21 protein-coding genes are annotated in these 22,384 nt (G+C 56.6%); 14 read left to right on the plus strand and 7 right to left on the minus strand.

Annotated elements, in window-relative coordinates:
* Window positions 1–8: 8 nt before the first annotated feature.
* Both OGY07_RS09280 and dusC read left to right on the plus strand, forming a co-directional pair.
* Window positions 9–1,202 (plus strand): 3-hydroxybenzoate 6-monooxygenase, encoded by a 1,194-nt coding sequence (locus OGY07_RS09280; protein WP_286600116.1) that lies wholly within the window; start codon window positions 9–11, stop codon window positions 1,200–1,202.
* Window positions 1,203–1,312: 110 nt separating this feature from the next.
* Window positions 1,313–2,251: a tRNA dihydrouridine(16) synthase DusC gene (gene dusC / locus OGY07_RS09285; protein ID WP_042284470.1), complete on the plus strand. Its 939-nt coding sequence runs from the start codon at window positions 1,313–1,315 to the stop codon at window positions 2,249–2,251.
* A gap of 42 nt (window positions 2,252–2,293) precedes the next feature.
* On the opposite strand, the gene yohP is transcribed toward dusC, so the two are convergent.
* Window positions 2,294–2,377 (minus strand): small membrane protein YohP, encoded by an 84-nt coding sequence (yohP, locus tag OGY07_RS23465; protein WP_015572324.1) that lies wholly within the window; start codon window positions 2,375–2,377, stop codon window positions 2,294–2,296.
* 244 nt (window positions 2,378–2,621) lie between these two features.
* Here yohP and mdtQ point away from each other — a divergent pair, with 244 nt between their 5' ends.
* Both mdtQ and OGY07_RS09295 read left to right on the plus strand, forming a co-directional pair.
* Window positions 2,622–4,061, plus strand: a complete 1,440-nt coding sequence (mdtQ, locus tag OGY07_RS09290; RefSeq protein WP_199956698.1) for a multidrug resistance outer membrane protein MdtQ — start codon at window positions 2,622–2,624, stop codon at window positions 4,059–4,061.
* An 88-nt stretch (window positions 4,062–4,149) separates the two neighbouring features.
* Complete coding sequence (locus OGY07_RS09295; protein ID WP_042284467.1) at window positions 4,150–4,911, plus strand: SDR family oxidoreductase; 762 nt, start codon at window positions 4,150–4,152, stop codon at window positions 4,909–4,911.
* Between the two features lie 8 nt (window positions 4,912–4,919).
* Here OGY07_RS09295 and OGY07_RS09300 read toward each other — a convergent pair whose 3' ends face one another.
* On the minus strand, window positions 4,920–5,489 hold the full coding sequence (locus tag OGY07_RS09300; RefSeq protein ID WP_286600120.1) for a DedA family protein: 570 nt from the start codon (window positions 5,487–5,489) through the stop codon (window positions 4,920–4,922).
* A 171-nt stretch (window positions 5,490–5,660) separates the two neighbouring features.
* Between OGY07_RS09300 and OGY07_RS09305 the strand changes: the two genes are divergently transcribed.
* Both OGY07_RS09305 and pbpG read left to right on the plus strand, forming a co-directional pair.
* Window positions 5,661–6,248, plus strand: coding sequence for a Yip1 family protein (locus OGY07_RS09305; RefSeq protein ID WP_042284461.1), 588 nt, complete (start codon window positions 5,661–5,663; stop codon window positions 6,246–6,248).
* A gap of 169 nt (window positions 6,249–6,417) precedes the next feature.
* Window positions 6,418–7,344: a D-alanyl-D-alanine endopeptidase gene (pbpG, locus tag OGY07_RS09310; protein WP_205613030.1), complete on the plus strand. Its 927-nt coding sequence runs from the start codon at window positions 6,418–6,420 to the stop codon at window positions 7,342–7,344.
* Between the two features lie 47 nt (window positions 7,345–7,391).
* Here the strand turns inward: pbpG and OGY07_RS09315 are convergent, their stop codons facing one another.
* Window positions 7,392–7,946, minus strand: a complete 555-nt coding sequence (locus OGY07_RS09315) for a GNAT family N-acetyltransferase (RefSeq protein ID WP_042284457.1) — start codon at window positions 7,944–7,946, stop codon at window positions 7,392–7,394.
* 101 nt (window positions 7,947–8,047) lie between these two features.
* Window positions 8,048–9,778: a D-lactate dehydrogenase gene (gene dld, locus OGY07_RS09320; protein ID WP_060569309.1), complete on the minus strand. Its 1,731-nt coding sequence runs from the start codon at window positions 9,776–9,778 to the stop codon at window positions 8,048–8,050.
* Window positions 9,779–9,994: 216 nt separating this feature from the next.
* On the opposite strand from dld, the gene bglX reads away from it, so the two are divergent.
* The 5 genes from bglX (at window position 9,995) to OGY07_RS09345 (ending at window position 16,191) form a co-directional block, all read left to right on the plus strand.
* Window positions 9,995–12,292, plus strand: coding sequence for a beta-glucosidase BglX (gene bglX, locus OGY07_RS09325; RefSeq protein WP_042284453.1), 2,298 nt, complete (start codon window positions 9,995–9,997; stop codon window positions 12,290–12,292).
* Between the two features lie 143 nt (window positions 12,293–12,435).
* Window positions 12,436–13,353 (plus strand): glycine betaine ABC transporter substrate-binding protein OsmF, encoded by a 918-nt coding sequence (osmF, locus tag OGY07_RS09330; RefSeq protein ID WP_042284451.1) that lies wholly within the window; start codon window positions 12,436–12,438, stop codon window positions 13,351–13,353.
* Window positions 13,354–13,369: 16 nt separating this feature from the next.
* Window positions 13,370–14,536, plus strand: a complete 1,167-nt coding sequence (locus OGY07_RS09335; RefSeq protein ID WP_042284449.1) for an ABC transporter permease — start codon at window positions 13,370–13,372, stop codon at window positions 14,534–14,536.
* On the plus strand, window positions 14,529–15,476 hold the full coding sequence (locus OGY07_RS09340) for an ABC transporter ATP-binding protein (RefSeq protein ID WP_211935539.1): 948 nt from the start codon (window positions 14,529–14,531) through the stop codon (window positions 15,474–15,476). Before OGY07_RS09335 ends, OGY07_RS09340 begins: the two co-directional genes overlap by 8 nt.
* The gene (locus OGY07_RS09345) at window positions 15,460–16,191 is read left to right on the plus strand and encodes an ABC transporter permease (protein ID WP_042284443.1); all 732 of its coding nucleotides are present in this window, start codon (window positions 15,460–15,462) and stop codon (window positions 16,189–16,191) included. The genes OGY07_RS09340 and OGY07_RS09345 overlap by 17 nt, the downstream gene beginning before the upstream one ends.
* Here OGY07_RS09345 and OGY07_RS09350 read toward each other — a convergent pair.
* Window positions 16,172–16,279 (minus strand): protein YohO, encoded by a 108-nt coding sequence (locus tag OGY07_RS09350; protein ID WP_042284438.1) that lies wholly within the window; start codon window positions 16,277–16,279, stop codon window positions 16,172–16,174. The genes OGY07_RS09345 and OGY07_RS09350 overlap by 20 nt on opposite strands.
* A 59-nt stretch (window positions 16,280–16,338) precedes the next feature.
* On the minus strand, window positions 16,339–17,070 hold the full coding sequence (mlrA, locus tag OGY07_RS09355; RefSeq protein ID WP_286600130.1) for an HTH-type transcriptional regulator MlrA: 732 nt from the start codon (window positions 17,068–17,070) through the stop codon (window positions 16,339–16,341).
* Window positions 17,071–17,293: 223 nt separating this feature from the next.
* Between mlrA and OGY07_RS09360 the strand changes: the two genes are divergently transcribed.
* From OGY07_RS09360 to OGY07_RS09370, 3 genes are read left to right on the plus strand one after another with little or no spacing between them, the layout of a single operon-like run.
* Window positions 17,294–18,979: a sensor histidine kinase gene (locus tag OGY07_RS09360; protein WP_181822912.1), complete on the plus strand. Its 1,686-nt coding sequence runs from the start codon at window positions 17,294–17,296 to the stop codon at window positions 18,977–18,979.
* Entirely contained in the window at window positions 18,976–19,695 is a 720-nt protein-coding gene (gene btsR / locus OGY07_RS09365; RefSeq protein WP_060569304.1) for a two-component system response regulator BtsR, read from the plus strand. Before OGY07_RS09360 ends, btsR begins: the two co-directional genes overlap by 4 nt.
* A gap of 46 nt (window positions 19,696–19,741) precedes the next feature.
* A complete protein-coding gene (locus OGY07_RS09370) occupies window positions 19,742–20,230 on the plus strand; it encodes a YehS family protein (protein ID WP_042284424.1) in 489 nt (162 codons plus the stop codon).
* A gap of 32 nt (window positions 20,231–20,262) precedes the next feature.
* Here the strand turns inward: OGY07_RS09370 and metG are convergent, their stop codons facing one another.
* Window positions 20,263–22,296, minus strand: coding sequence for a methionine--tRNA ligase (gene metG, locus OGY07_RS09375; protein ID WP_286600137.1), 2,034 nt, complete (start codon window positions 22,294–22,296; stop codon window positions 20,263–20,265).
* Between the last annotated feature and the right edge of the window lie 88 nt (window positions 22,297–22,384).

The raw sequence follows: 22,384 nt of genomic DNA on the forward strand, positions 1-22,384 counted from the left end.
GAACGACAATGGCTAAAGTGAAGAGCGCAATTATCGTTGGCGGCGGCATCGGCGGGGCAGCAACCGCGCTTTCGCTGGCGCGCCAGGGTATCAAGGTGATGCTGCTGGAAAAGGCGCACGAGATTGGCGAGATTGGCGCAGGCATCCAGCTTGGTCCAAATGCCTTTTCGGCGCTGGACAGCCTCGGTGTTGGCGACGTAGCGCGCCAGCGGGCGGTATTTACCGACCATATCACCATGATGGATGCGGTAAACGCGGAGGAAGTTGTCCGCATTGAAACCGGCCAGGCGTTTCGCGACCATTTCGGCGGGCCGTATGCCGTGATTCACCGCGTCGACATTCATGCCTCGGTCTGGGAAGCGGTGCTGACCCATCCTGATGTTGAATACCGGACGTCCACCAATGTGGTGGATATTCGCCAGACGCCGGACAACGTCACGGTATTTGATGAGCAGGGAAACAGCTGGACAGCCGATATTCTGGTGGGCTGTGACGGCGTGAAGTCGGTTGTGCGCCAGAGTCTGCTGGGGGATTCCCCGCGGGTGACCGGACATGTGGTCTACCGGGCGGTGATTGACTGTGACGATATGCCGGAAGATTTGCGCATTAACGCGCCGGTACTGTGGGCGGGGCCGCACTGTCACCTTGTTCACTATCCGCTACGCGGCGGCAAGCAGTACAACCTGGTGGTGACGTTCCATAGCCGTCAGCAGGAGGAGTGGGGTGTGAAGGACGGCAGTAAAGAAGAGGTGCTCTCGTATTTTGCCGGTATCCATCCTCGTCCACGTCAGATGCTCGACAAACCCACCTCCTGGCGTCGCTGGTCCACCGCCGATCGCGAACCGGTGGAAAAATGGGGAACGGAGCGCATTACGCTGGTCGGTGACGCCGCGCACCCGGTCGCGCAGTATATGGCCCAGGGCGCATGCATGGCGCTGGAAGATGCGGTGACCCTCGGCAAAGCGCTGGAAAAATGCGAGGGCGATGCGGCAAGCGCCTTTGCGCTGTATGAGTCGGTGCGTATTCCGCGCACGGCGCGAATTGTCTGGTCGACCCGTGAAATGGGGCGCGTCTACCACGCCGCGGGCGTCGAACGTCAGGTGCGTAATCTGCTGTGGAAAGGCAAATCGCAGGCGGAATTTTATCGCGGCATGGAGTGGTTATACGGCTGGAAAGAGGATAACTGTCTGCTGCCGCGCTAGCGCTGTGCTTCATCACCGGCCTGGGCAGCCGTTTTACCGCCATCCGGCAAAAGGTTTTGATCCTCGCAGAGAGGCGCTATGATAGCGCCTCTTTTTTTGCGGATAACCTTATGCGTGTTTTACTGGCGCCGATGGAAGGCGTACTCGACTCCCTGGTACGCGAGCTTCTGACGGAAGTGAATGACTACGATTTATGCATCACCGAATTTGTGCGCGTGGTGGATCAACTTCTGCCGGTAAAAGTGTTTCATCGCCTGTGTCCGGAACTGATGAACGGTAGCCGAACGCCTTCCGGGACGCTGGTGCGCGTGCAACTGCTGGGTCAATATCCACAGTGGCTGGCGGAGAACGCCGCCCGCGCCGTTGAGCTGGGATCCTACGGCGTCGATCTCAACTGCGGCTGCCCGTCGAAAATGGTTAACGGCAGCGGTGGCGGCGCGACGCTTCTGAAAGATCCGGAGCTGATTTATCAGGGCGCCAAAGCGATGCGTGAGGCGGTACCTGCCCACCTGCCGGTGACGGTAAAAGTCCGTCTCGGCTGGGACAGCGGCGATAAAAAATTTGAGATCGCCGACGCCGTGCAGCAGGCCGGGGCCAGTGAGCTGGTGGTGCATGGCCGCACGAAAGAGCAGGGCTACAAAGCCGAACACATCAACTGGCAGGCCATCGGCGAGATTCGCCAGCGTCTGACCATTCCGGTGATCGCCAACGGGGAAATCTGGGACTGGCAAAGCGCGCAGGCCTGCATGGCGGCAAGCGGCTGTGACGCGATAATGATTGGCCGTGGCGCGCTGAATATTCCCAACCTCAGCCGGGTAGTGAAATACAACCAGCCGCGGATGCCGTGGCCGGAGGTGGTGGCGCTACTGCAAAAATATACCCGTCTGGAAAAGCAGGGAGATACCGGGCTTTATCATGTGGCGCGCATCAAGCAGTGGCTGGGGTATCTGCGTAAAGAATATGATGAAGCCACCGTTCTCTTTCAGCACATCCGCGCGTTAAATCATTCACCGGACATTGCACGGGCGATCCAGGCGATAACCCTCTGATAACTGGCCGGGTAAGCGAAGCGTCGCTACCCGGCGCAGCCGTTAAAAAATCATCTTAAACACGCCGGTGACCACCAACAGCCCAATCAGAAAAATAATCAAAATCACCCACAGTAAAATCTTCATTGCCGTTCCCTTATTGGTAAGTTCAGATTAAGTATAGGAAATCTTCTGCAACCTGCCGCCGGGATATCGTCCGTAAATAACAAACACATAAATCAGATAAATAAATCCCATTAATGATATTTATTTGAAAAATACATTGCCGGATATGACGGTTATTTGCCAAAGATGTTATGCCACGCGTAACTAAAAAACCGCATTCAACAACGGGTAAGCTCCGCGCACCCTTTCTAAGCAGAACTTCTTCATGAATCGTAACTCTTTTCACGCTGTGAAAGCGTGCTTCCCCTTTGCACTTTTGCTGGCGGGATGCGCCCCCATGCATGACAGTCATCAGACGCTGGCGCAGCAAACCCCCGCGACTCACGTTGACGCCTCACTGCCTGCGTCACTCAAAAAAGGGTGGCCGGAAAGCCAATGGTGGCAGGTATATCACGATCCCCAGCTCAACGGTCTGATTGAGCACGCCCTGCTGCACTCGCCGGATATGCAGGTGGCTGAACAACGCATTCAACTGGCGGAAGCGCAGGCGAAAGCGGTTGAAACCCAGGACGGTCCGCAACTGGATTTTTCAGCGGATCTCGAGCGGCAGAAAATGTCAGCGGAAGGGTTAATGGGGCCGTTCGCACTGACCGATCCTGCGGCAGGCACCACGGGACCGTGGTATACCAACGGTACGTTTGGCTTAACCGCCGGTTGGGATCTGGATTTATGGGGGAAAAATCGTGCGGAAGTGACGGCGCGAATCGGCGCGGTGAAAGCGCGGGAAGCGGAACGTGAGCAGACCCGCCAGTTGCTGGCAAGCAGCGTCACGCGGTTGTACTGGGAATGGCAAACGCAGGCGGCGTTAAGCACGCTGCTCCAGCAAATCGAAGACGAACAGCGCAATATTATTAACAGCGATCGCCAGCTGTACCAGAACGGGATAACGTCTTCGGTCGAGGGTGTTGAAACCGATATCAATGACAGCAAAACACAACAGCAACTGAATGATGCTGCCGGAAAGATGAAGGTCATAGAGGCGCGGCTCAGCGCGCTCATTAATGCCCAGTCGACCTCGCTGGCGCTTCACCCGGTGGCGCTGCCGAACGTGGAAAGCCGACTGCCGGATCGCCTGGGCTATGAATTGCTGGCGCGCAGGGCAGATTTGCAGGCGGCGCACTGGTATATCGAATCGTCGCTCAGCAGCGTGGAGGCGGCGAAAGCGGCGTTTTATCCTGATATCAACCTGATGGCTTTTCTGCAACAGGATGCGCTGCATTTAAGCGATCTGTTCCGCAGCTCCGCGCAGCAGATGGGCGTTACCGCCGGGCTGACGCTACCGATTTTCGACAGCGGCAGACTGAACGCGAATCTGGATATCGCCCAAGCGCAAAGCGATTTGTCGATCGCGAATTACAACAAAGCGGTGGTGGAGGCGGTAAATGACGTCGCACGCGCCGCCAGCCAGGTGGCAACGCTGGCGCAAAAAAATGCCCATCAGCAGCAGATTGAGCACGATGCCCGGCGGGTGGTAACGCTGGCTGAAGCGCGCTTCAGGGCGGGGATTATTGCCGGTTCCCGCGTTAGCGAGGCGAAAATTCCGGCGCTGCGCGAACAGGGTAACGGCCTGATTTTACAGGGCCAGTGGCTGGACGCGTCGGTACAGCTCACCAGCGCGCTCGGCGGCGGCTACCCGCACTCCTGATCTTTCCGGCTCTCTCAGACTGAGCTTCTATACTTAGAGCCTGATGAGACAGATTCTTAAGGTTCAGTTTGATTCAACCGGAGATATTATGAGAAAAGTGGCCATTGTCACCGCGTCTGATTCAGGTATCGGCAAAGCCTGCGCCCTGCATCTGGCGCAGCAGGGATTTGATATTGGCATCACCTGGCATTCCGATGAACAGGGCGCGCGCGCGACAGCGCAAGAGGTGATGAAGCACGGCGTTCGCGCTGAGACCGTCCAGTTAGATCTCAGCCAGCTACCTGCGGGGGTACAGGCGCTTGAGCAACTGATTACCCGGCTGGGCCGGATTGACGTGTTGGTGAATAATGCGGGCACAATGCGCAAAGCCGCGTTTCTTGAGATGCCCTTCGACGACTGGCGACAGATTTTCACGGTGGACGTCGACGGCGCATTTCTCTGTTCCCAACTGGCTGCTCGCCAGATGGTAAAACAGGGGGAGGGCGGCCGTATTATCAATATCACCTCGGTACATGAGCATACGCCGCTGCCCGAGGCCAGCGCTTATACCGCCGCGAAACACGCCCTTGGCGGGCTGACCAAATCCATGGCGCTTGAGCTGGTCAAACACAATATTCTGGTCAACGCCGTGGCGCCGGGAGCCATCGCCACCCCGATGAATGATATGGACGACAGCGACGTGAAGCCTGGCGCTGAACCGTCGATCCCACTGGGCAGAATGGGGGCGACGCGCGAAATTGCCAGCCTGGTGGCGTGGCTGTGTTCGGACGGGGCAAGCTACACCACCGGCCAGTCGCTGATCGTCGACGGCGGATTTATGCTCGCCAATCCACAGTTTACACCGCAGTAGCGTTCGTATTAGTCGGCTTTGCGGCGGCTGCGGCGTTTTAGCCACCCGCGAACGCCGAGCACCAGCGCAATGGCAAGAAACAGCCAGACCAGATGTTTTATATGGTGATCAAGGCTGTGCAGCCAGGGGGCAATGACTTCACCACCCGCGTAGCCGAGTGTGGTGAAGATCAGCGCCCAGATCAGCGCCCCGAGAATATTCAGCGGCAGAAAAATTTTTGGCGGCAGATGGCTTGCGCCAATCAGCAGCGGGCCAATGACGCGAAAACCGTACATAAAGCGCGTGCCGATGACGAACAGATATGGACGACGCTGGATCATCTTTTGCGCCTGGCGGATTTTGTCACGATGACGGGATAAACGGCGCAGTAGCGGGTCACCGTAGCGGCGCCCGAGCAAATACAATACCTGATCGCCAATCATGCCGCCTACGGCGACGGCCAATACCACCAAAGGAAACTTCAGTAATCCCTGATGAGCGGCGACGCCGCCCAGCAAGGTCACAGTTTCGCCTTCCGCCAGACTACCGATGACCAGCGCGGCATAACCGTATTGTGCAATAAGACTGTTTATATCCATATGTCTGAATGACCTCCGCACGTTTAAGCATACACCTTGTGAATTTATGTTGCTGAATGAAAAAGGAGGAGGGGAGCGTCTGCCCTGACATTTCCTGAACTGTACATAAAATAATCGAAAAGCGAATTATACTTGAGGTGTTAGGGGCCGGAACTGACACAAGGGGGCGGTATGAACCATGTCTGGGGGTTGTTTTCCCATCCCGATCGTGAAATGCAGGTGATCAAAAGCGAGAATGAAACGGTATCGCATCACTACACCCATCATGTACTGCTGATGGCGGCGATTCCGGTTATCTGCGCGTTTATTGGCACTACGCAAATCGGCTGGAATTTTGGCGACGGCAACGTGCTGAAGCTGTCGCCGGTAACGGGGCTTGCGCTGGCTGTGCTGTTCTACGCCGTCATGCTCGCTGGCGTGGCGGTGATGGGACGGGTGATCTGGTGGATGGCGCGTAGCTTTCCGCAGCGCCCGTCGCTGGCGCACTGTATGGTGTTTGCCGGTTATGTTGCGACCCCGCTGTTTCTGAGTGGGGTGGTGGCGTTGTATCCGCTGGTCTGGCTGTGCGCGCTGGTGGGAACGGTGGCGCTGTTTTATACCGGTTACTTGCTGTATCTCGGTATACCAACCTTCCTGAATATTAATAAGGAGGAGGGGCTGAGCTTCTCCAGTTCGACGCTGGCGATTGGCGTGCTGGTGCTGGAAGTGCTGCTCGCGCTGACCGTTATTCTGTGGGGATACGGTTACCGGGTCTTCTGAGGTCATTCTCTGCATTGTTGGTGTAAAAGCCAGCAATGCAGCCTTTCCTGACGATTCTCTTATGGCGGCAACGTTATTAGCTCGCTATGATTCTTTCGCTAGCTTAAGTAAATTCTCACTCAAGCGGTGCGTGTTATCACACGTGTGAATCATTTTCTGAAATCTCATCATGCTGACATTCCGAGTTTCTGTTCTTAGCCTGGCGTTAATGCTGGCGGTGCCTTTTGCACCGCAGGCGATGGCCAAAGCGGCGGCGACGACCGCGGCCTCCCAACCGGAAATCGCCTCCGGTAGCGCGATGATCGTCGATCTGAACACCAATAAGGTGATCTATTCGAACCATCCGGATCGGGTGCGCCCGATCGCCTCGATAACCAAATTAATGACCGCGATGGTCGTGCTGGACGCGCGACTGCCGCTGGACGAGAAGCTGAAGATCGATATCAGCCAGACGCCAGAAATGAAGGGCGTCTATTCCCGCGTGCGGCTGAACAGTGAGATCAGTCGTAAAAACATGCTGTTGCTGGCGCTGATGTCCTCGGAAAACCGCGCGGCGGCAAGCCTGGCGCACCATTATCCGGGAGGCTATAACGCCTTTATTAAGGCGATGAATGCGAAGGCGAAAGCGCTCGGCATGACCCATACGCGTTTTGTCGAGCCGACCGGGTTATCCATTCACAACGTATCTACCGCGCGCGATCTCACCAAAATGCTGATTGCCAGCAAGCAGTATCCGCTGATTGGACAACTGAGTACGACGCGTGAGGATATGGCGACCTTCTCGAACCCGGCGTATACCCTGCCGTTTCGCAATACCAACCATCTGGTGTACCGCGACAACTGGGACATTCAGTTGACGAAAACGGGCTTCACGAATGCGGCGGGGCACTGCCTGGTGATGCGTACGGTAATTAATCACAAACCGGTGGCGCTGGTCGTGATGGACGCCTTTGGCAAATATACCCATTTTGCCGACGCCAGCCGTTTACGTACCTGGATTGAGACCGGCAAAGTGATGCCGGTTCCGGCGGCGGCATTAAGCTATAAAAAGCAAAAAGCCGCGCAGATGGCGCAGCAGACCGCGCAAAACGATTGAGCTGAAAGCCGGATAAGGCGGTTCTCCGCCATCCGGCGACATCAACGTTATTCCGGCAGCGTCCAGTCACCCTCGTTAAGCGGGCGCTGCATAATCAATGTGTCCCGCCAGTCGCCTTTCTTGTAGCCGACGCTGCGAAGCTGTCCGGCAATTTCAAAACCATGTTTTTTATGTAACCGTAATGAGCCAGGGTTATTGTGCCCGTCGCCGATCACCGCCACCATTTGCCGCCATGGGCCTGCTTCACAGCGACTGATGAGCGTGGACATTAACAGGCTACCGATACCGCGCCCGGTCATGCTGGCGTCAACGTATATCGACTCTTCCAGGGTATAACGGTAGGCGGGGCGAGGGCGGTACTGAGTGGCATAGCAATAGCCCACCACCACGCCGCGATACAAAGCCACCAGCCAGGGCAGGCCATACTGCGCGACCTTGAGCATTCGCTGGCGCATCTCTTCTACCGTCGGGGGGATCTCTTCGAAAGAGGCGCGACCATTCAGCACATGCCAGGCGTACAGCGCGGAAATGGCCTCCACGTCGCCGGGCGAAGCGTCGCGCACCACAATATCATCATCAGAAAGCGTATCGGCAGCAGACATGGTTATCACCTTCAGGATAAAAAGCCGGAGTCATAGCTCCGGCACATGTCGTTACTTTTGCACGATATTTCGAGCAGATCCAGCCTGCACGGCGGGCCTGCTTACACGGTTTGCCCGGTAGAGGGGTCTTTCCAGAATTTCTGCTTGCTGGTTTTGCCAATTCCGGGATTCATACTGTTGGTCGGGTCATTTTCGCGATAAAAACGGGTCAACGCCTCCGGCGCTTTGTACAGATGACCGACGTTGTGCTCGGCGGGATACTGCGCGCCGCGCTGGTGAAGCAGTTCAAGCATCTGCGCTTTCAACGCATGTACGTCAACGCCTTTTTTAACGATGTAATCCTGATGGAAGACGTAGCACATAAAGTGTCCGTAATAGAGCTTATGCACTAACTGGCTGTCAAGTTCCGGCGGCAGATGTTCATACCACTCAGTGTCATTACGACGCAAGGCGATGTCCAGCGCCAGAATATCCTCCACGTCATCGGCATGCACTGCCTGATAGCGGATTGCCGCGCCCGCCGCCGCGAAACGGTGCAGGAATGCTTTGCTGCCTTCCTCCGGCGTACAGGCGAAGAAGTCGCCTTCCGCGGTTTTAAAGAATTCGCTCAGCCAGTTTTGCGCTTCCGCCACGCCGTCCCCGGCCATTTTTAACAGCAGATGATGCTCGTATTTATCGCGCCAGCTTTTCATTCGCGGCGGCAAATGACTGGGGAACAGATGACCGAACTTCTGCATTGCGCGGTCAGTGAAGTGCGGACGGAAAAATTTCACTTTCTCCAGCATTGCGTCGGTACGGCCCTTCAGGGTAAAGAAGAACGGCATTTTGTCGGTACCGAGCTTGTCGATCATCAGGAACGTATCTTTACCGTACTGCTCCGCGATATCGTAAATATCACGATGCATGTACTCGCCCGCGACCGGCAGATTCTCAAAGTTTGCCAGAATATGGCGGCGGATTTCGGTCAGCACGTCAGGCTGATTGGTGCCGATGTAAAACACCTGCTGGTTTTTTTCCGCTTCAAAAGTGTCGAGGCGTACCGCAAACACCGCCAGTTTTCCGGCGCAGCCGGAGGCTTCAAACAGGCGGTCCGGGTCGGCGTTATAACGCGCCGGCGTGTCAGCCTCGATATCGCGCACGCGGGTTACGTAGTCGTGATCGTGGGCGTGACGCCCGTCGTGACGCACGTTTTCTTCTTTGATGCGCTCATCGTCCAGTTGACTGAGGATCTGCTCCGGCGTTTGACCAAGGTCGATGCCGAGATGGTTGACCAACTGGAGCTTGCCGTTTTCATCAATACGCGCAAACAGCGACATTTCGGTATAGGCAGGGCCGCGCTGAACCAGCGAGCCGCCGGAGTTATTACAGATGCCGCCAATCACCGAGGCGCCAATGCACGACGAACCAATGACCGAATGCGGTTCGCGCCCCAACGGTTTCAGCGCTTTTTCCAGTGAATACAGCGTGGTGCCCGGCCAGGCCAGCACCTGCTCGCCTTTGCCAAGGAGATGCAGCTTGTCGAGGCGCAGAGTGCTGATAATCACAATATCGCGATCGTAGTCGTTGCCGTTCGGCGTTGAACCTTCGGTCAGGCCCGTGTTGGCGGCCTGCATCAGAATAATTTTGTCTGCATTCACGCAGGCGTTAAGGACGCGCCAGAGTTCAAGCAGCGAGCCGGGAAAGACCACCGCCAGCGCATCGCCCTGGCCGGAACGGAAGCCCTTGCGATAGCGGGCGGTTTTCTCAGGTTCAGTCAGCAGGTGTGAATGACCCACGAGACGGGCGAGTTCATTCAGAAAGGCTTTATTATCAGTTGTTGTCAGGGAAGACATTTTCCACTCCTTGTGGTGGGACAAAATATCACGTTCAAGCATAGCGCTTTGTCTGACCCTGCGCTTACTCATTTACCCTGTCTGTGAATCAGCGGCGGCGAAAATTAAGAGAATAACCTTCGCTTTCTGCGTGGCGGCCAATTAGGCTTATGGCAACGTGCGGTTTTTGTTATATTTTCGCAGCCACGTCGGGCTAATGAGAAAGAGAGAAACAACATGAAATGGCTATGTTCTGTAGGTGTCGCGGTGAGTCTGGCGTTGCAGCCAGCGCTGGCGGAAGATCTGTTTGGTAACCACCCGCTGACGCCGGAAGCGCGGGATGCGTTTGTGACTGAACTCCTGACCAAAATGACCGTTGATGAGAAGATTGGTCAGCTTCGCTTGATTAGCGTCGGCCCGGATAACCCGAAAGAAGCGATCCGTGAAATGATCAAGGACGGACAGGTTGGGGCGATCTTCAATACCGTCACCCGCCAGGATATCCGCAAAATGCAGGATCAGGTGATGGAACTGAGCCGCCTGAAGATCCCTCTCTTTTTCGCGTATGACGTGTTGCACGGTCAGCGTACCGTTTTCCCCATCAGCCTGGGCCTGGCTTCCTCTTTTAACCTTGAGGCGGTGAAAACCGTCGGGCGCGTGTCGGCATATGAAGCGGCAGATGACGGCCTGAATATGACCTGGGCGCCGATGGTCGACGTTTCCCGCGACCCGCGCTGGGGACGCGCTTCCGAAGGCTTTGGCGAGGACACCTATCTCACATCGATCATGGGCAAGACGATGGTGGAAGCGATGCAGGGTAAAAGCCCGGCGGACCGCTATTCGGTGATGACCAGCGTGAAGCACTTCGCCGCCTACGGCGCGGTGGAAGGCGGCAAAGAGTACAACACCGTCGACATGAGTCCACAGCGTCTGTTCAACGACTATATGCCGCCGTACAAAGCGGGGCTGGACGCGGGCAGTGGCGCCGTCATGGTGGCGCTGAACTCGCTGAACGGAACCCCCGCCACGTCTGATGCCTGGCTGCTAAAAGATATTCTGCGCGACAAATGGGGCTTTAAGGGGATTACCGTTTCCGACCACGGCGCGATCAAAGAGCTGATAAAACACGGCACCGCCGCCGATCCCGAGGATGCGGTGCGCGTGGCGCTCAAGTCCGGCATTAACATGAGCATGAGCGACGAGTATTACAGCAAATACCTGCCGGGGCTGATCAAATCCGGCAAGGTGACGATGGAGGAACTGGACGACGCCGCCCGTCATGTGCTGAACGTCAAATATGATATGGGGCTGTTCAACGATCCGTACAGCCATCTGGGGCCGAAAGAGTCTGACCCGGCGGACACCAACGCCGAAAGCCGCCTGCATCGTAAAGAGGCGCGAGAAGTGGCGCGCGAAAGTCTGGTACTGCTAAAAAACCGTCTGGAAACCCTACCGTTAAAAAAATCCGGCACCATTGCGGTGGTAGGCCCCCTGGCAGACAGCAAACGTGACGTGATGGGCAGTTGGTCCGCGGCGGGCGTGGCGGATCAGTCAGTGACCGTACTGACCGGCATTCAGAACGCCGTGGGTGATAAAGCAAAAATCGTTTACGCCAAAGGCGCGAATGTCACTGACGATAAAGACATCGTCACGTTCCTCAACCAGTACGAAGAAGCGGTGAAGGTGGATCCACGTACGCCGAAAGCGATGATCGACGAAGCGGTGAACGCGGCGAAACAGTCCGACGTGGTGGTTGCCGTCGTCGGTGAAGCGCAGGGCATGGCGCACGAAGCCTCCAGCCGGACCGATATCACTATTCCGCAGAGCCAGCGCGATCTGATCGCGGCGCTGAAAGCGACCGGCAAGCCGCTGGTGCTGGTGCTGATGAATGGCCGTCCGCTGGCGCTGGTGAAAGAAAATCAACAGGCCGACGCGATCCTGGAGACCTGGTTTGCCGGTACCGAAGGCGGTAACGCCATTGCCGACGTGCTGTTTGGCGACTACAACCCGTCCGGTAAACTGCCGATGTCTTTCCCGCGTTCCGTCGGGCAGATCCCGGTCTACTACAGCCACCTTAATACCGGTCGTCCGTATAACGCCGATAAACCCAATAAATACACGTCACGCTACTTTGACGAGGCTAACGGCCCGCTGTATCCGTTTGGCTACGGTCTGAGCTACACCACGTTTACCGTGTCTGACGTCAAACTTTCCGCCCCGAGCATGACGCGTGACGGCAGCGTAACCGCGAGCGTGCAGGTGACGAACACCGGTAAACGGGAAGGCGCGACGGTGATTCAGATGTACCTGCAGGACGTGACGGCTTCTGTGAGTCGTCCCGTGAAAGCGCTGAAGGGCTTTAAGAAGGTGACCCTGAAACCAGGGGAAACTCAGACCGTCAGTTTCCCGATTGACGTCGAGGCGCTGAAGTTCTGGAATCAACAAATGCAGTATGATGCCGAACCGGGCAAGTTTAACGTCTTTATCGGCGTAGACTCAGCGCGGGTCAAGCAAGGGGAATTTGAGCTGCTGTAACAGAGACGAGAGGCGGGCGTAATCCCGTCTCTCTTTTTTGCGCTGGCGCGAAAAAACTGAATTCTCCGGTTAAAGAGACACTTTTCGACTATGCTTTTTGCTCAAGTCGCTGAAAAGGGCGGCAAAAGGATGAGGAAAGCATAATGACACTCTCAAAGATCTGTGCGGGCTCGCTGGCGCTGTTAGCGGCGGTGAGTTTACCCCTGCAGGCGGCGTCGCCGGTGACGGTGGGGTCGAAAATCGACACCGAAGGGGCTCTGCTCGGCAATATCATTTTGCAGGTGCTGGAAAGCCACGGCGTTAAAACGGTCAATAAAGTCCAACTGGGCACGACTCCGGTTGTGCGCGGGGCAATCACCTCCGGCGAACTGGATATTTATCCGGAATACACCGGCAACGGGGCCTTCTTCTTTAAAGATGAAAACGACCCGGCGTGGAAAAACGCCAACGCGGGCTATGAGAAAGTCAAAAAGCTCGATGCCGAACAGCATAAGCTGGTGTGGTTAACGCCAGCGCCCGCCAATAATACCTGGACCATCGCAGTGCGTAGCGATGTCGCTGAGAAAAATAAACTCACTTCGCTGGCCGATCTCGGACGCTACCTGAAAGCGGGCGGAACCTTTAAGCTGGCCGCCTCGGCCGAATTTATTGAGCGCGCCGATGCGCTTCCCGCTTTTGAAAAAGCCTACGATTTTAAACTGAGTCAGGATCAACTGCTTTCGCTGGCGGGCGGCGACACCGCGGTAACGATCAAAGCGGCAGCACAGCAAACGTCCGGCGTAAACGCGGCGATGGCTTACGGTACGGACGGTCCGGTGGCCGCGTTGGGGTTGCAAACCCTGAGCGATCCGAAAGGCGTTCAGCCGATCTATGCCCCTGCGCCGGTAGTGCGTGAAGCAGTGCTGAAAGACTATCCTCAAATGGCCGAATGGCTGCAGCCGGTATTCGCCAGCCTTGATGCGAAAACCCTGCAGCAGTTAAACGCCAGTATTGCCGTGGAAGGGCTGGACGCGAAAAAAGTCGCCGCAGATTACCTGAAGCAAAAGGGATGGGTGAAGTAAAAGGACTGAAATAAGGCTGGGTGACGTGGCAAAAGTCAGTATTAACCGCGTGCTGTTGCTGCTGGTGGCGCTCACCGCAGTTGCCGCCGCGCTGCCGTTCGTAAACTATGCTCCTAACCGACTGGTTTCTGGCGAGGGGCGTCCGATCTGGGCAGTCTGGCCCGGTTCGGTTTCGCTGCTGGTGGGCGCCGGGTGCGCCTTGCTCACGCTGTGCTTCGTGCCGGGAAGACGAGGCGCTGCGCTCACGCTTGCTGTTGCGCAACTGTTGGTGATCCTGATGCTCTGGAGCGCGGGAAAAGCCGCCAGCCATCTGGCTGAAACGGGCTCGCCGTTGGCGCGGACCAGCCTGGGAAGCGGTCTGTGGCTGGCGCTGGCGTTAGGGCTGCTGGCATGTAGCGACGCGATTCGCAGAATCACCGTCCAGCCGCTCTGGCGCTGGGTTCTGCATGCCCAGATCGCCATCGTGCCGCTGGCGCTGCTGTTTTCCGGCGCGTTCGACGCGCTTTCTCTGCTTAAAGAATACGCCAACCGGCAGGACGTCTTTGACGACGCGCTGGCGCAGCATCTGACGCTGCTGCTGGGAACCGTTTTGCCTGCGCTGGCGATTGGCGTGCCGCTGGGCATCTGGTGCCACTTTTCCGCTGCCCGTCAGGGACCGGTGTTTACCGTGTTAAACGTGATCCAAACCATTCCGTCGGTGGCGCTGTTTGGTCTGTTAATTGCGCCGCTTGCCGGGCTGGTAAAGGCCTTCCCGTGGCTTTCATCGTTGGGCGTCGCGGGAACCGGTCTGACGCCAGCACTGATCGCGCTGGTGCTGTACGCGCTGCTGCCGCTGGTGCGCGGCGTGGTCGCCGGGCTGGACCAGGTGCCGCGTGACGTGCTGGAAAGCGCGCGCGCGATGGGCATGGGCGCCGCCCAGCGCTTTTTTCACGTCCAGTTGCCGCTGGCGTTACCGGTATTTTTGCGCAGCCTGCGCGTGGTCATGGTACAAACGGTCGGGATGGCCGTGATTGCCGCGTTGATTGGCGCGGGCGGCTTCGGCGCGTTGGTTTTTCAGGGACTGCTCAGCAGCGCCATCGATTTAGTGTTGCTTGGCGTGATCCCGGTGATTGTGCTGGCGGTAGTGATTGACGCGCTGTTTGACTTAGGGAGCGCTTTGCTGAAGGTAACCCATCATGATTGAATTTAACCACGTGAGTAAAACCTTCGGTGAGCAGAGAGCGGTTAACGATCTCAATCTGCATTTTAAAGAAGGCAGTTTTTCGGTGCTGATTGGCACCTCCGGTTCGGGAAAATCAACCACGCTGAAGATGATCAACCGCCTGGTGGAACATGACAGCGGACGAATTCGCTTTGCCGGTGAGGAGATCCGCTCTCTGCCGCTGCTCGAACTTCGCCGACGTATGGGATACGCCATTCAGTCGATCGGTCTGTTTCCACACTGGACCGTGGCGCAAAACATTGCCACCGTGCCGCAGTTGCTCAAGTGGTCGCGACAGAAACGAGACGATCGGGTCGATGAACTGATGGCGCTGCTGGGTCTGGAGCCGGGGCTGCGGGAACGCTATCCGCATCAGTTGTCCGGCGGGCAACAGCAGCGGGTGGGGGTAGCGCGCGCGCTGGCCGCCGACCCGCAGGTGCTGCTGATGGATGAGCCGTTTGGCGCGCTGGACCCGGTTACCCGTGGCGCATTACAGCAGGAGATGACCCGTATTCACCGCCTGCTCGGGCGAACCATTGTGCTGGTGACCCACGATATTGACGAGGCGTTACGCCTGGCGGAACATCTGGTACTGATGGACGGCGGCGAAGTGGTGCAGCAGGGCACTCCGCTCCAGATGTTGACCGCGCCGAACGATGATTTTGTTCGCCAGTTTTTTGGACGTAGCGAACTGGGCGTACGTCTGCTGTCGCTGCGTAACGTCGCCGACTATGTGCGGCGTGATGAGCACACTGACGGCGATGCGTTAACGGAAACGATGACGCTACGCGACGCGCTCTCCCTGTTTGTGGCGCATAACCGGGAAATCTTACCGGTGGTTAACCAGCATGGCGTTGCCTGCGGTACGCTGCACTTTCGCGATCTGCTTTCGGAGACGTTGCGTGATGAAACGACTGACTGATCCGCTGCTCTGGCTTATCGTCGTATTTGTGCTGATGCTGGTAGGCTTGCCGCATAGCGAGGCGCTGTTCGCTCGCCTGTTTCCTGAACTGCCGCGTCCGGTCTACCAACAGGAGAGCTTTGTCGCGCTGGCGCTGGCCCACTTCTGGCTGGTCGGCGTGTCGAGCCTGATCGCGGTGCTGATTGGCGTCGGGGCGGGGATCGCGGTCACGCGACCTGCCGGGGCGGAGTTTCGTCCGCTGGTGGAAACCATTGCCGCAGTAGGACAAACCTTTCCGCCCGTCGCCGTGCTGGCAATCGCGGTGCCGGTGATGGGGTTTGGCCAGCAGCCGGCGATTATTGCGCTGATCCTCTACGGCGTGCTGCCGGTGCTACAGGCGACGCTGGCGGGGCTGGGGTCTGTCCCGGCAAGCGTACGGGAAATCGCCAGCGGGATGGGAATGAGCCGCGGCCAGCAGCTGCGAAAGGTCGAACTGCCGCTGGCTGCGCCTGTCATTCTGGCGGGGATCCGCACCTCGGTAATCATCAATATTGGCACGGCGACCATTGCCTCTACGGTTGGGGCGAGTACGCTGGGCACGCCGATCATTATCGGCCTGAGCGGGTTTAATACCGCCTATGTCATTCAGGGGGCGTTACTGGTCGCGCTGGCGGCGATCGTCATTGACCGCCTGTTTGAACGATTAGTTCAGCGGCTTAGCCAGCACGCAAAATGAAGGTATAACCCGCGAGCATGACGCCGCCGATACCGCCGATAGCCATGAGTAAAAAGAGGGCGATAACGCCGATTTTCGTTGCGCTCATGATGTTCTCCTTATGTTAACCAAGAGATTATACAGAGAAGCGCTCCTGTTAATGAATCATTAAATGCCAAGTGGATAAATATCGTATCCCTGGGCACGCCAGGCCGCCAGCTGCTGTTGCTGCGCCGGTGTCTGGTTTTCGCCGCACCACACCAGGAGGGTGCGGCCTTCAAACTGCTCCGGGCGAAGCTGGTTCAGGGAGTGCGCCAGTACGTCAACGCGCCAACCCTGCTGGCTGGCGATCCAGCCCTCAAGCCATAATCGGGTGGTGTCGTGAATATTCCAGCCTACCACCAGCGCGTCTTTGCCCTGTTTCTTTCTCGCCGAGGCGAGACAAATCGCAATGTAGTTAATTAACACACCGTCGAGAATGCCCAGCAGCGCCTGAAGCGTCGGCTGCGGGCACTGGAGACGGCGGCGTAGAGGAATAAACAGATGGCTGGTGAGCGTTTGCGCCGGATAATCCTGGCCGCGCTCTTTAAGCCAGACTCTGATGCTGTGCAGATTATTGTTTTGCAGGTAATGCAGGAGCGTTTCCTGATGCTCGCGCCAGCCGTTTTGCCGATCGAACGTGTCATTGCTCAATAGCACTTTGACTTTGCTGACCTGTACGCCGTTGTCGATCCAGCGTTTGATCTCGCGGATGCGGTCGATATCCGAGTCGTTGAAAAGACGATGTCCGCCGTCTGTTCGCTGCGGTTTCAGTAATCCATAACGCCGCTGCCACGCGCGAAGCGTGACAGGGTTGATATCACAAAGCAGAGCCACTTCACCTATGGTGTAAAGCGCCATCTTTTAATCCTTGCTCGCGAGGTCCCAGTTTAACTTTAGACGCTCTTTTTCGAACCAGGTAGTTTTGTCTGTTTTTTAATCAATTTAGCGGTAAAAATCTGAGAGTCGGCGGCGACATTGAGTGATCGTACTCACGATTTCATCTTTTTTTGCAACAGTTCAAAGAAAGATCAACGCTGTCGATGTATGTTACGCGGTTTTAATAGAAGTGTGGTCTGCGGGTATGTACGAGTTTAATCTGGTGTTGCTGCTGCTTCAGCAGATGTGCGTGTTCTTGGTTATCGCATGGCTGATGAGCAAGACGCGTCTGTTCATTCCCTTAATGCAGGTCACTGTCCGCTTACCGCACAAGCTGTTGTGCTACGTTACCTTCTCCATCTTTTGCATTCTCGGCACCTATTTTGGCCTGCATATCGACGATTCTATCGCCAACACCCGGGCGATAGGCGCGGTGATGGGCGGGCTGCTCGGTGGGCCGGTGGTCGGCGGATTGGTTGGGTTAACCGGCGGCCTTCATCGCTACTCCATGGGCGGGATGACCGCCCTGAGCTGCATGATCTCCACCATCGTCGAAGGTTTGCTCGGCGGGCTGGTACACAGCGTTCTGACGCGGCGGGGGCGGACCGACAAAGTCTTTAATCCGCTGACCGCAGGCGCGATTACCTTTGTCGCCGAGCTGGTGCAGATGCTGATCATTTTGCTGATCGCCCGGCCTTTTGACGATGCGTACCGACTGGTCAGTAATATCGCCGCGCCGATGATGGTGACCAACACCGTCGGGGCGGCGCTGTTCATGCGCATTCTGCTCGACAAGCGCGCCATGTTCGAAAAATACACTTCGGCGTTTTCCGCTACCGCCCTGAAGGTGGCGGCCTCGACGGAGGGGATTTTGCGCCAGGGCTTTAACGAAGTGAACAGTATGAAGGTCGCGCAGGTGCTGTACCAGGAGCTGGATATCGGCGCGGTGGCGATTACCGACCGGGAGAAGCTGCTGGCCTTTACCGGCATTGGCGATGACCATCACCTGCCGGGCAAGCCGATCTCATCGAGCTATACGCTGCGGGCGATTGAAACCGGCGAGGTGGTTTACGCCGACGGTAACGAAGTGCCGTACCGCTGTTCGCTGCATCCGCAGTGCAAACTGGGATCAACGCTGGTGATCCCGCTGCGCGGCGAAAACCAGCGGGTGATGGGCACCATTAAGCTGTATGAAGCCAAGAACCGCTTGTTCAGCTCCATCAACAGGACGCTCGGGGAGGGGATTGCCCAGCTGTTGTCCGCCCAGATTCTGGCCGGACAGTACGAGCGCCAGAAAGCGATGCTGACCCAGTCGGAAATCAAGCTGCTGCACGCCCAGGTGAATCCGCATTTTCTGTTCAATGCGCTCAATACCATTAAAGCGGTGGTGCGCCGCGACAGCGAGCAGGCGGGCCAACTGGTGCAGTATCTGTCCACCTTCTTTCGCAAAAACCTGAAGCGACCCTCAGAAATTGTGACGCTTGCCGATGAAATTGAGCACGTCAACGCCTATCTGCAAATTGAAAAGGCGCGATTTCAGTCGCGCTTAAAGGTGAATCTGAACGTGCCGGAGGCGCTGGCTCACCAGCAACTTCCGGCGTTTACCCTTCAACCCATTGTGGAAAACGCCATCAAACACGGCACATCGCAACTGCTGGAGACGGGCGAAGTGTCCATTACCGCCCGTCAGGAGGGACAACACCTGATGCTGGACATAGAAGATAACGCCGGGCTGTATCAACCGACGACCAATGCCAGCGGCCTGGGAATGAATCTGGTGGACAAACGCCTGCGTGAGCGTTTTGGCGATGACTATGGCATTAGCGTGGCCTGCGAGCCTGACCGCTTTACCCGAATAACCCTACGACTTCCGCTGGAGGAGAACGCATGATTAAAGTGCTGATTGTGGATGATGAACCGCTAGCGCGGGAAAATCTGCGGATCCTGCTACAGGAACAGAGCGATATTGAGATTGTCGGGGAGTGCGCGAATGCGGTAGAAGCGATTGGCGCGGTGCATAAATTACACCCGGACGTGCTGTTCCTCGACATTCAGATGCCGCGCATCAGCGGACTGGAGATGGTCGGTATGCTCGACCCGGAACACCGTCCATATATCGTTTTTCTGACCGCTTTTGATGAGTACGCCATCAAAGCCTTTGAAGAACACGCCTTTGATTATCTGTTAAAGCCCATTGAAGAGGCGCGTCTGGAGAAAACCCTTAACCGCTTGCGCCAGGAGCGCAGCAAACAGGACGTTTCCGTGCTGCCGGAAAACCAGCAGGCGCTGAAGTTTATTCCCTGTAGCGGACACAGCCGGATTTATCTGTTGCAGATGGATGATGTCGCTTTCGTCAGCAGCCGAATGAGCGGCGTTTTTGTCACCAGCAGCGAAGGTAAAGAAGGCTTTACCGAACTGACGCTCAGAACACTGGAAAGCCGTACGCCGCTGCTGCGCTGCCACCGGCAATATCTTGTGAACATGGCGCATCTTCAGGAGATTCGGCTGGAAGATAATGGCCAGGCGGAGCTGATTTTACGCAACGGATTAACCGTGCCGGTGAGCCGTCGCTATCTGAAAAGTTTGAAAGAGGCGATTGGCCTGTAAAACTGGTACACTGCGCGCCATTGCATCATCGACAGTTGAAGGCTCTATGCTTAGTAATGATATTCTTCGTAGCTTGCGCTACACCCTGAAAGCCAATAATAACGACATGGTACGCATTCTTGCGCTTGCCGGTATGGAATCGACCTCTGCGGGTTTTGATACCTGGATGACCAAAGAGGATGAAGACGGTTTTGTGCGCTGCCCGGATATTGTCCTGAGCGGATTCCTCAACGGCCTGATTTATGACAAGCGCGGAAAAGACGACTCTGCGCCGGAATTAGCGCTCGAACGCCGCGTGAATAACAACACGGTGCTGAAGAAACTGCGCATCGCGTTTTCACTGAAAACGGACGATATCCTTGCCATCATGACCGAACAGAATTTCCGCGTATCAATGCCGGAAATTACCGCGATGATGCGCGCGCCGGACCATAAGAACTACCGCGAGTGCGGCGATCAGTTTATGCGTTATTTTTTACGCGGGCTGACGAACCGGGAACATAGCGCGAAGCCGCCACAGGGCAAGAAGGCGTAAAAAAAAGCCGGAGACGATCTCCGGCTTTTTGGTTATTTAACCTGCTGACCCGGCTTTGCGCCTGCGTCAGGGGTTAACAGGAAGATATCTTTCCCGCCCGGGCCTGCGGCCATCACCATCCCTTCCGAGATGCCGAAGCGCATTTTACGCGGCGCGAGGTTTGCCACCATCACCGTGTGGCGGCCAATCAGCGCCTGCGGGTCAGGGTACGCGGAACGAATGCCGGAGAAGACGTTACGCTTCTCGCCGCCGAGATCCAGCGTCAGGCGCAGCAGCTTGTCCGAACCTTCCACAAACTCGGCGTTTTCAATCAACGCCACGCGCAGATCGACTTTGGCGAAGTCGTCAAAAGTGATGGTTTCCTGAATCGGATCGTCCGCCAGCGGACCGGTGACCGGCGCTGTCGCCGCCTTTACTTCCTCTTTCGACGCTTCAACCAGCGCTTCGACCTGCTTCATGTCGATGCGGTTATACAGCGCTTTGAAGGTATTTACCTTATGGCCCAGCAATGGCTGCTGGATAGCATCCCAGGTCAGTTCGGTGTTGAGGAAAGCCTCCACGCGTTCGGACAGGGTCGGAAGAACCGGCTTCAGATACGTCATCAGCACGCGGAACAGGTTGATGCCCATTGAGCAGATCGCCTGCAGGTCGGCGTCACGGCCTTCCTGTTTAGCCACAACCCACGGCGCCTGTTCGTCCACGTAACGGTTTGCCAGGTCGGCCAGCGCCATGATTTCACGGATCGCTTTGCCAAATTCGCGGCTTTCCCACGCGTCGCCAATAACCGCTGCCGCGTCGGTGAAGGTTTTATACAGCTCAGGGTCAGCCAGCTCCGCCGCCAGTACGCCGTCGAAACGTTTATTGATAAAACCCGCGTTACGCGACGCCAGGTTAACCACCTTATTAACGATATCGGCGTTGACGCGCTGTACGAAGTCTTCCAGGTTCAGGTCAATATCGTCGATGCGGGAAGAGAGCTTGGCGGTGTAGTAGTAGCGCAGGCTGTCGGCGTCGAAGTGGTTCAGCCAGGTGCTGGCTTTAATGAACGTTCCGCGAGACTTGGACATCTTGGCGCCGTTCACCGTCACGTAGCCGTGTACAAACAGGTTGGTCGGCTTACGGAAGTGACTGCCTTCCAGCATCGCGGGCCAGAACAGGCTGTGGAAGTAAACAATGTCTTTGCCGATAAAGTGATACAGCTCGGCGCTGGAGTCTTTTTTCCAGTATTCGTCGAAGCTTACGCTGTCGCCGCGCTTGTCGCACAGGTTCTTGAACGACCCCATGTAGCCAATTGGCGCATCCAGCCAGACGTAGAAGTATTTGCCCGGCGCGTTCGGAATTTCAAAGCCGAAGTAAGGCGCGTCGCGGGAGATATCCCACTGTTGCAGGCCGGATTCGAACCATTCCTGCATTTTGTTCGCGACCTGCTCCTGCAACGCGCCGCTGCGGGTCCACGCCTGTAGCATTTCGCTGAACGACGGCAGATCAAAGAAGAAATGTTCAGAGTCACGCATCACCGGCGTCGCGCCGGAAACCACCGACTTCGGCTCGATCAGCTCCGTCGGGCTGTAAGTCGCGCCGCACACCTCGCAGTTGTCGCCGTATTGGTCCGGCGATTTACATTTCGGGCAGGTGCCTTTCACAAAACGGTCCGGCAGGAACATGCCTTTTTCCGGATCGTACAGCTGAGAAATGGTGCGATTTTTAATGAAGCCGTTTTCTTTCAGACGGGTGTAGATAAGCTCTGACAGCTCACGGTTTTCCTCGCTGTGCGTGGAGTGATAGTTGTCGTAGCTAATGTTGAACCCGGCGAAATCGGTCTGGTGCTCCTGACTCATCTCGCCAATCATCTGCTCCGGCGTAATGCCAAGCTGCTGCGCTTTCAGCATGATCGGCGTGCCGTGGGCGTCGTCGGCGCAGATGAAGTTGACCTCGTGGCCGCGCATTCGCTGGTAACGGACCCAGACATCAGCCTGGATGTGCTCCAGCATATGGCCGAGGTGGATTGAGCCGTTGGCGTACGGCAGCGCGCACGTTACCAGAATTTTCTTCGCGACTTGAGTCATAGTAGGTATTACTTCTTCTCTGTTAAAAGGGGGTTTTGATGTTACCTGAAAGGTAATAACTACGCCAAGAAATAAGGGCATCAAACCA

Origin of the sequence: Citrobacter sp. Cs237, from assembly GCF_030332325.1 — a bacterium.
Classification (GTDB): Bacteria; Pseudomonadota; Gammaproteobacteria; order Enterobacterales; family Enterobacteriaceae; genus Citrobacter_A; species Citrobacter_A sedlakii.

Bases quoted from the DNA above. Each gene is read 5' to 3' on its own strand.
- OGY07_RS09280 (WP_286600116.1), top strand. From the start codon at position 9: ATGGCTAAAGTGAAGAGCGCAATTATCGTTGGCGGCGGCATCGGCGGG.
- dusC (WP_042284470.1), top strand. From the start codon at position 1,313: ATGCGTGTTTTACTGGCGCCGATGGAAGGCGTACTCGACTCCCTGGTA.
- yohP (WP_015572324.1), bottom strand. From the start codon at position 2,377: ATGAAGATTTTACTGTGGGTGATTTTGATTATTTTTCTGATTGGGCTG.
- mdtQ (WP_199956698.1), top strand. From the start codon at position 2,622: ATGAATCGTAACTCTTTTCACGCTGTGAAAGCGTGCTTCCCCTTTGCA.
- OGY07_RS09295 (WP_042284467.1), top strand. From the start codon at position 4,150: ATGAGAAAAGTGGCCATTGTCACCGCGTCTGATTCAGGTATCGGCAAA.
- OGY07_RS09300 (WP_286600120.1), bottom strand. From the start codon at position 5,489: ATGGATATAAACAGTCTTATTGCACAATACGGTTATGCCGCGCTGGTC.
- OGY07_RS09305 (WP_042284461.1), top strand. From the start codon at position 5,661: ATGAACCATGTCTGGGGGTTGTTTTCCCATCCCGATCGTGAAATGCAG.
- pbpG (WP_205613030.1), top strand. From the start codon at position 6,418: ATGCTGACATTCCGAGTTTCTGTTCTTAGCCTGGCGTTAATGCTGGCG.
- OGY07_RS09315 (WP_042284457.1), bottom strand. From the start codon at position 7,946: ATGTCTGCTGCCGATACGCTTTCTGATGATGATATTGTGGTGCGCGAC.
- dld (WP_060569309.1), bottom strand. From the start codon at position 9,778: ATGTCTTCCCTGACAACAACTGATAATAAAGCCTTTCTGAATGAACTC.
- bglX (WP_042284453.1), top strand. From the start codon at position 9,995: ATGAAATGGCTATGTTCTGTAGGTGTCGCGGTGAGTCTGGCGTTGCAG.
- osmF (WP_042284451.1), top strand. From the start codon at position 12,436: ATGACACTCTCAAAGATCTGTGCGGGCTCGCTGGCGCTGTTAGCGGCG.
- OGY07_RS09340 (WP_211935539.1), top strand. From the start codon at position 14,529: ATGATTGAATTTAACCACGTGAGTAAAACCTTCGGTGAGCAGAGAGCG.
- OGY07_RS09345 (WP_042284443.1), top strand. From the start codon at position 15,460: ATGAAACGACTGACTGATCCGCTGCTCTGGCTTATCGTCGTATTTGTG.
- OGY07_RS09350 (WP_042284438.1), bottom strand. From the start codon at position 16,279: ATGAGCGCAACGAAAATCGGCGTTATCGCCCTCTTTTTACTCATGGCT.
- mlrA (WP_286600130.1), bottom strand. From the start codon at position 17,070: ATGGCGCTTTACACCATAGGTGAAGTGGCTCTGCTTTGTGATATCAAC.
- OGY07_RS09360 (WP_181822912.1), top strand. From the start codon at position 17,294: ATGTACGAGTTTAATCTGGTGTTGCTGCTGCTTCAGCAGATGTGCGTG.
- btsR (WP_060569304.1), top strand. From the start codon at position 18,976: ATGATTAAAGTGCTGATTGTGGATGATGAACCGCTAGCGCGGGAAAAT.
- OGY07_RS09370 (WP_042284424.1), top strand. From the start codon at position 19,742: ATGCTTAGTAATGATATTCTTCGTAGCTTGCGCTACACCCTGAAAGCC.
- metG (WP_286600137.1), bottom strand. From the start codon at position 22,296: ATGACTCAAGTCGCGAAGAAAATTCTGGTAACGTGCGCGCTGCCGTAC.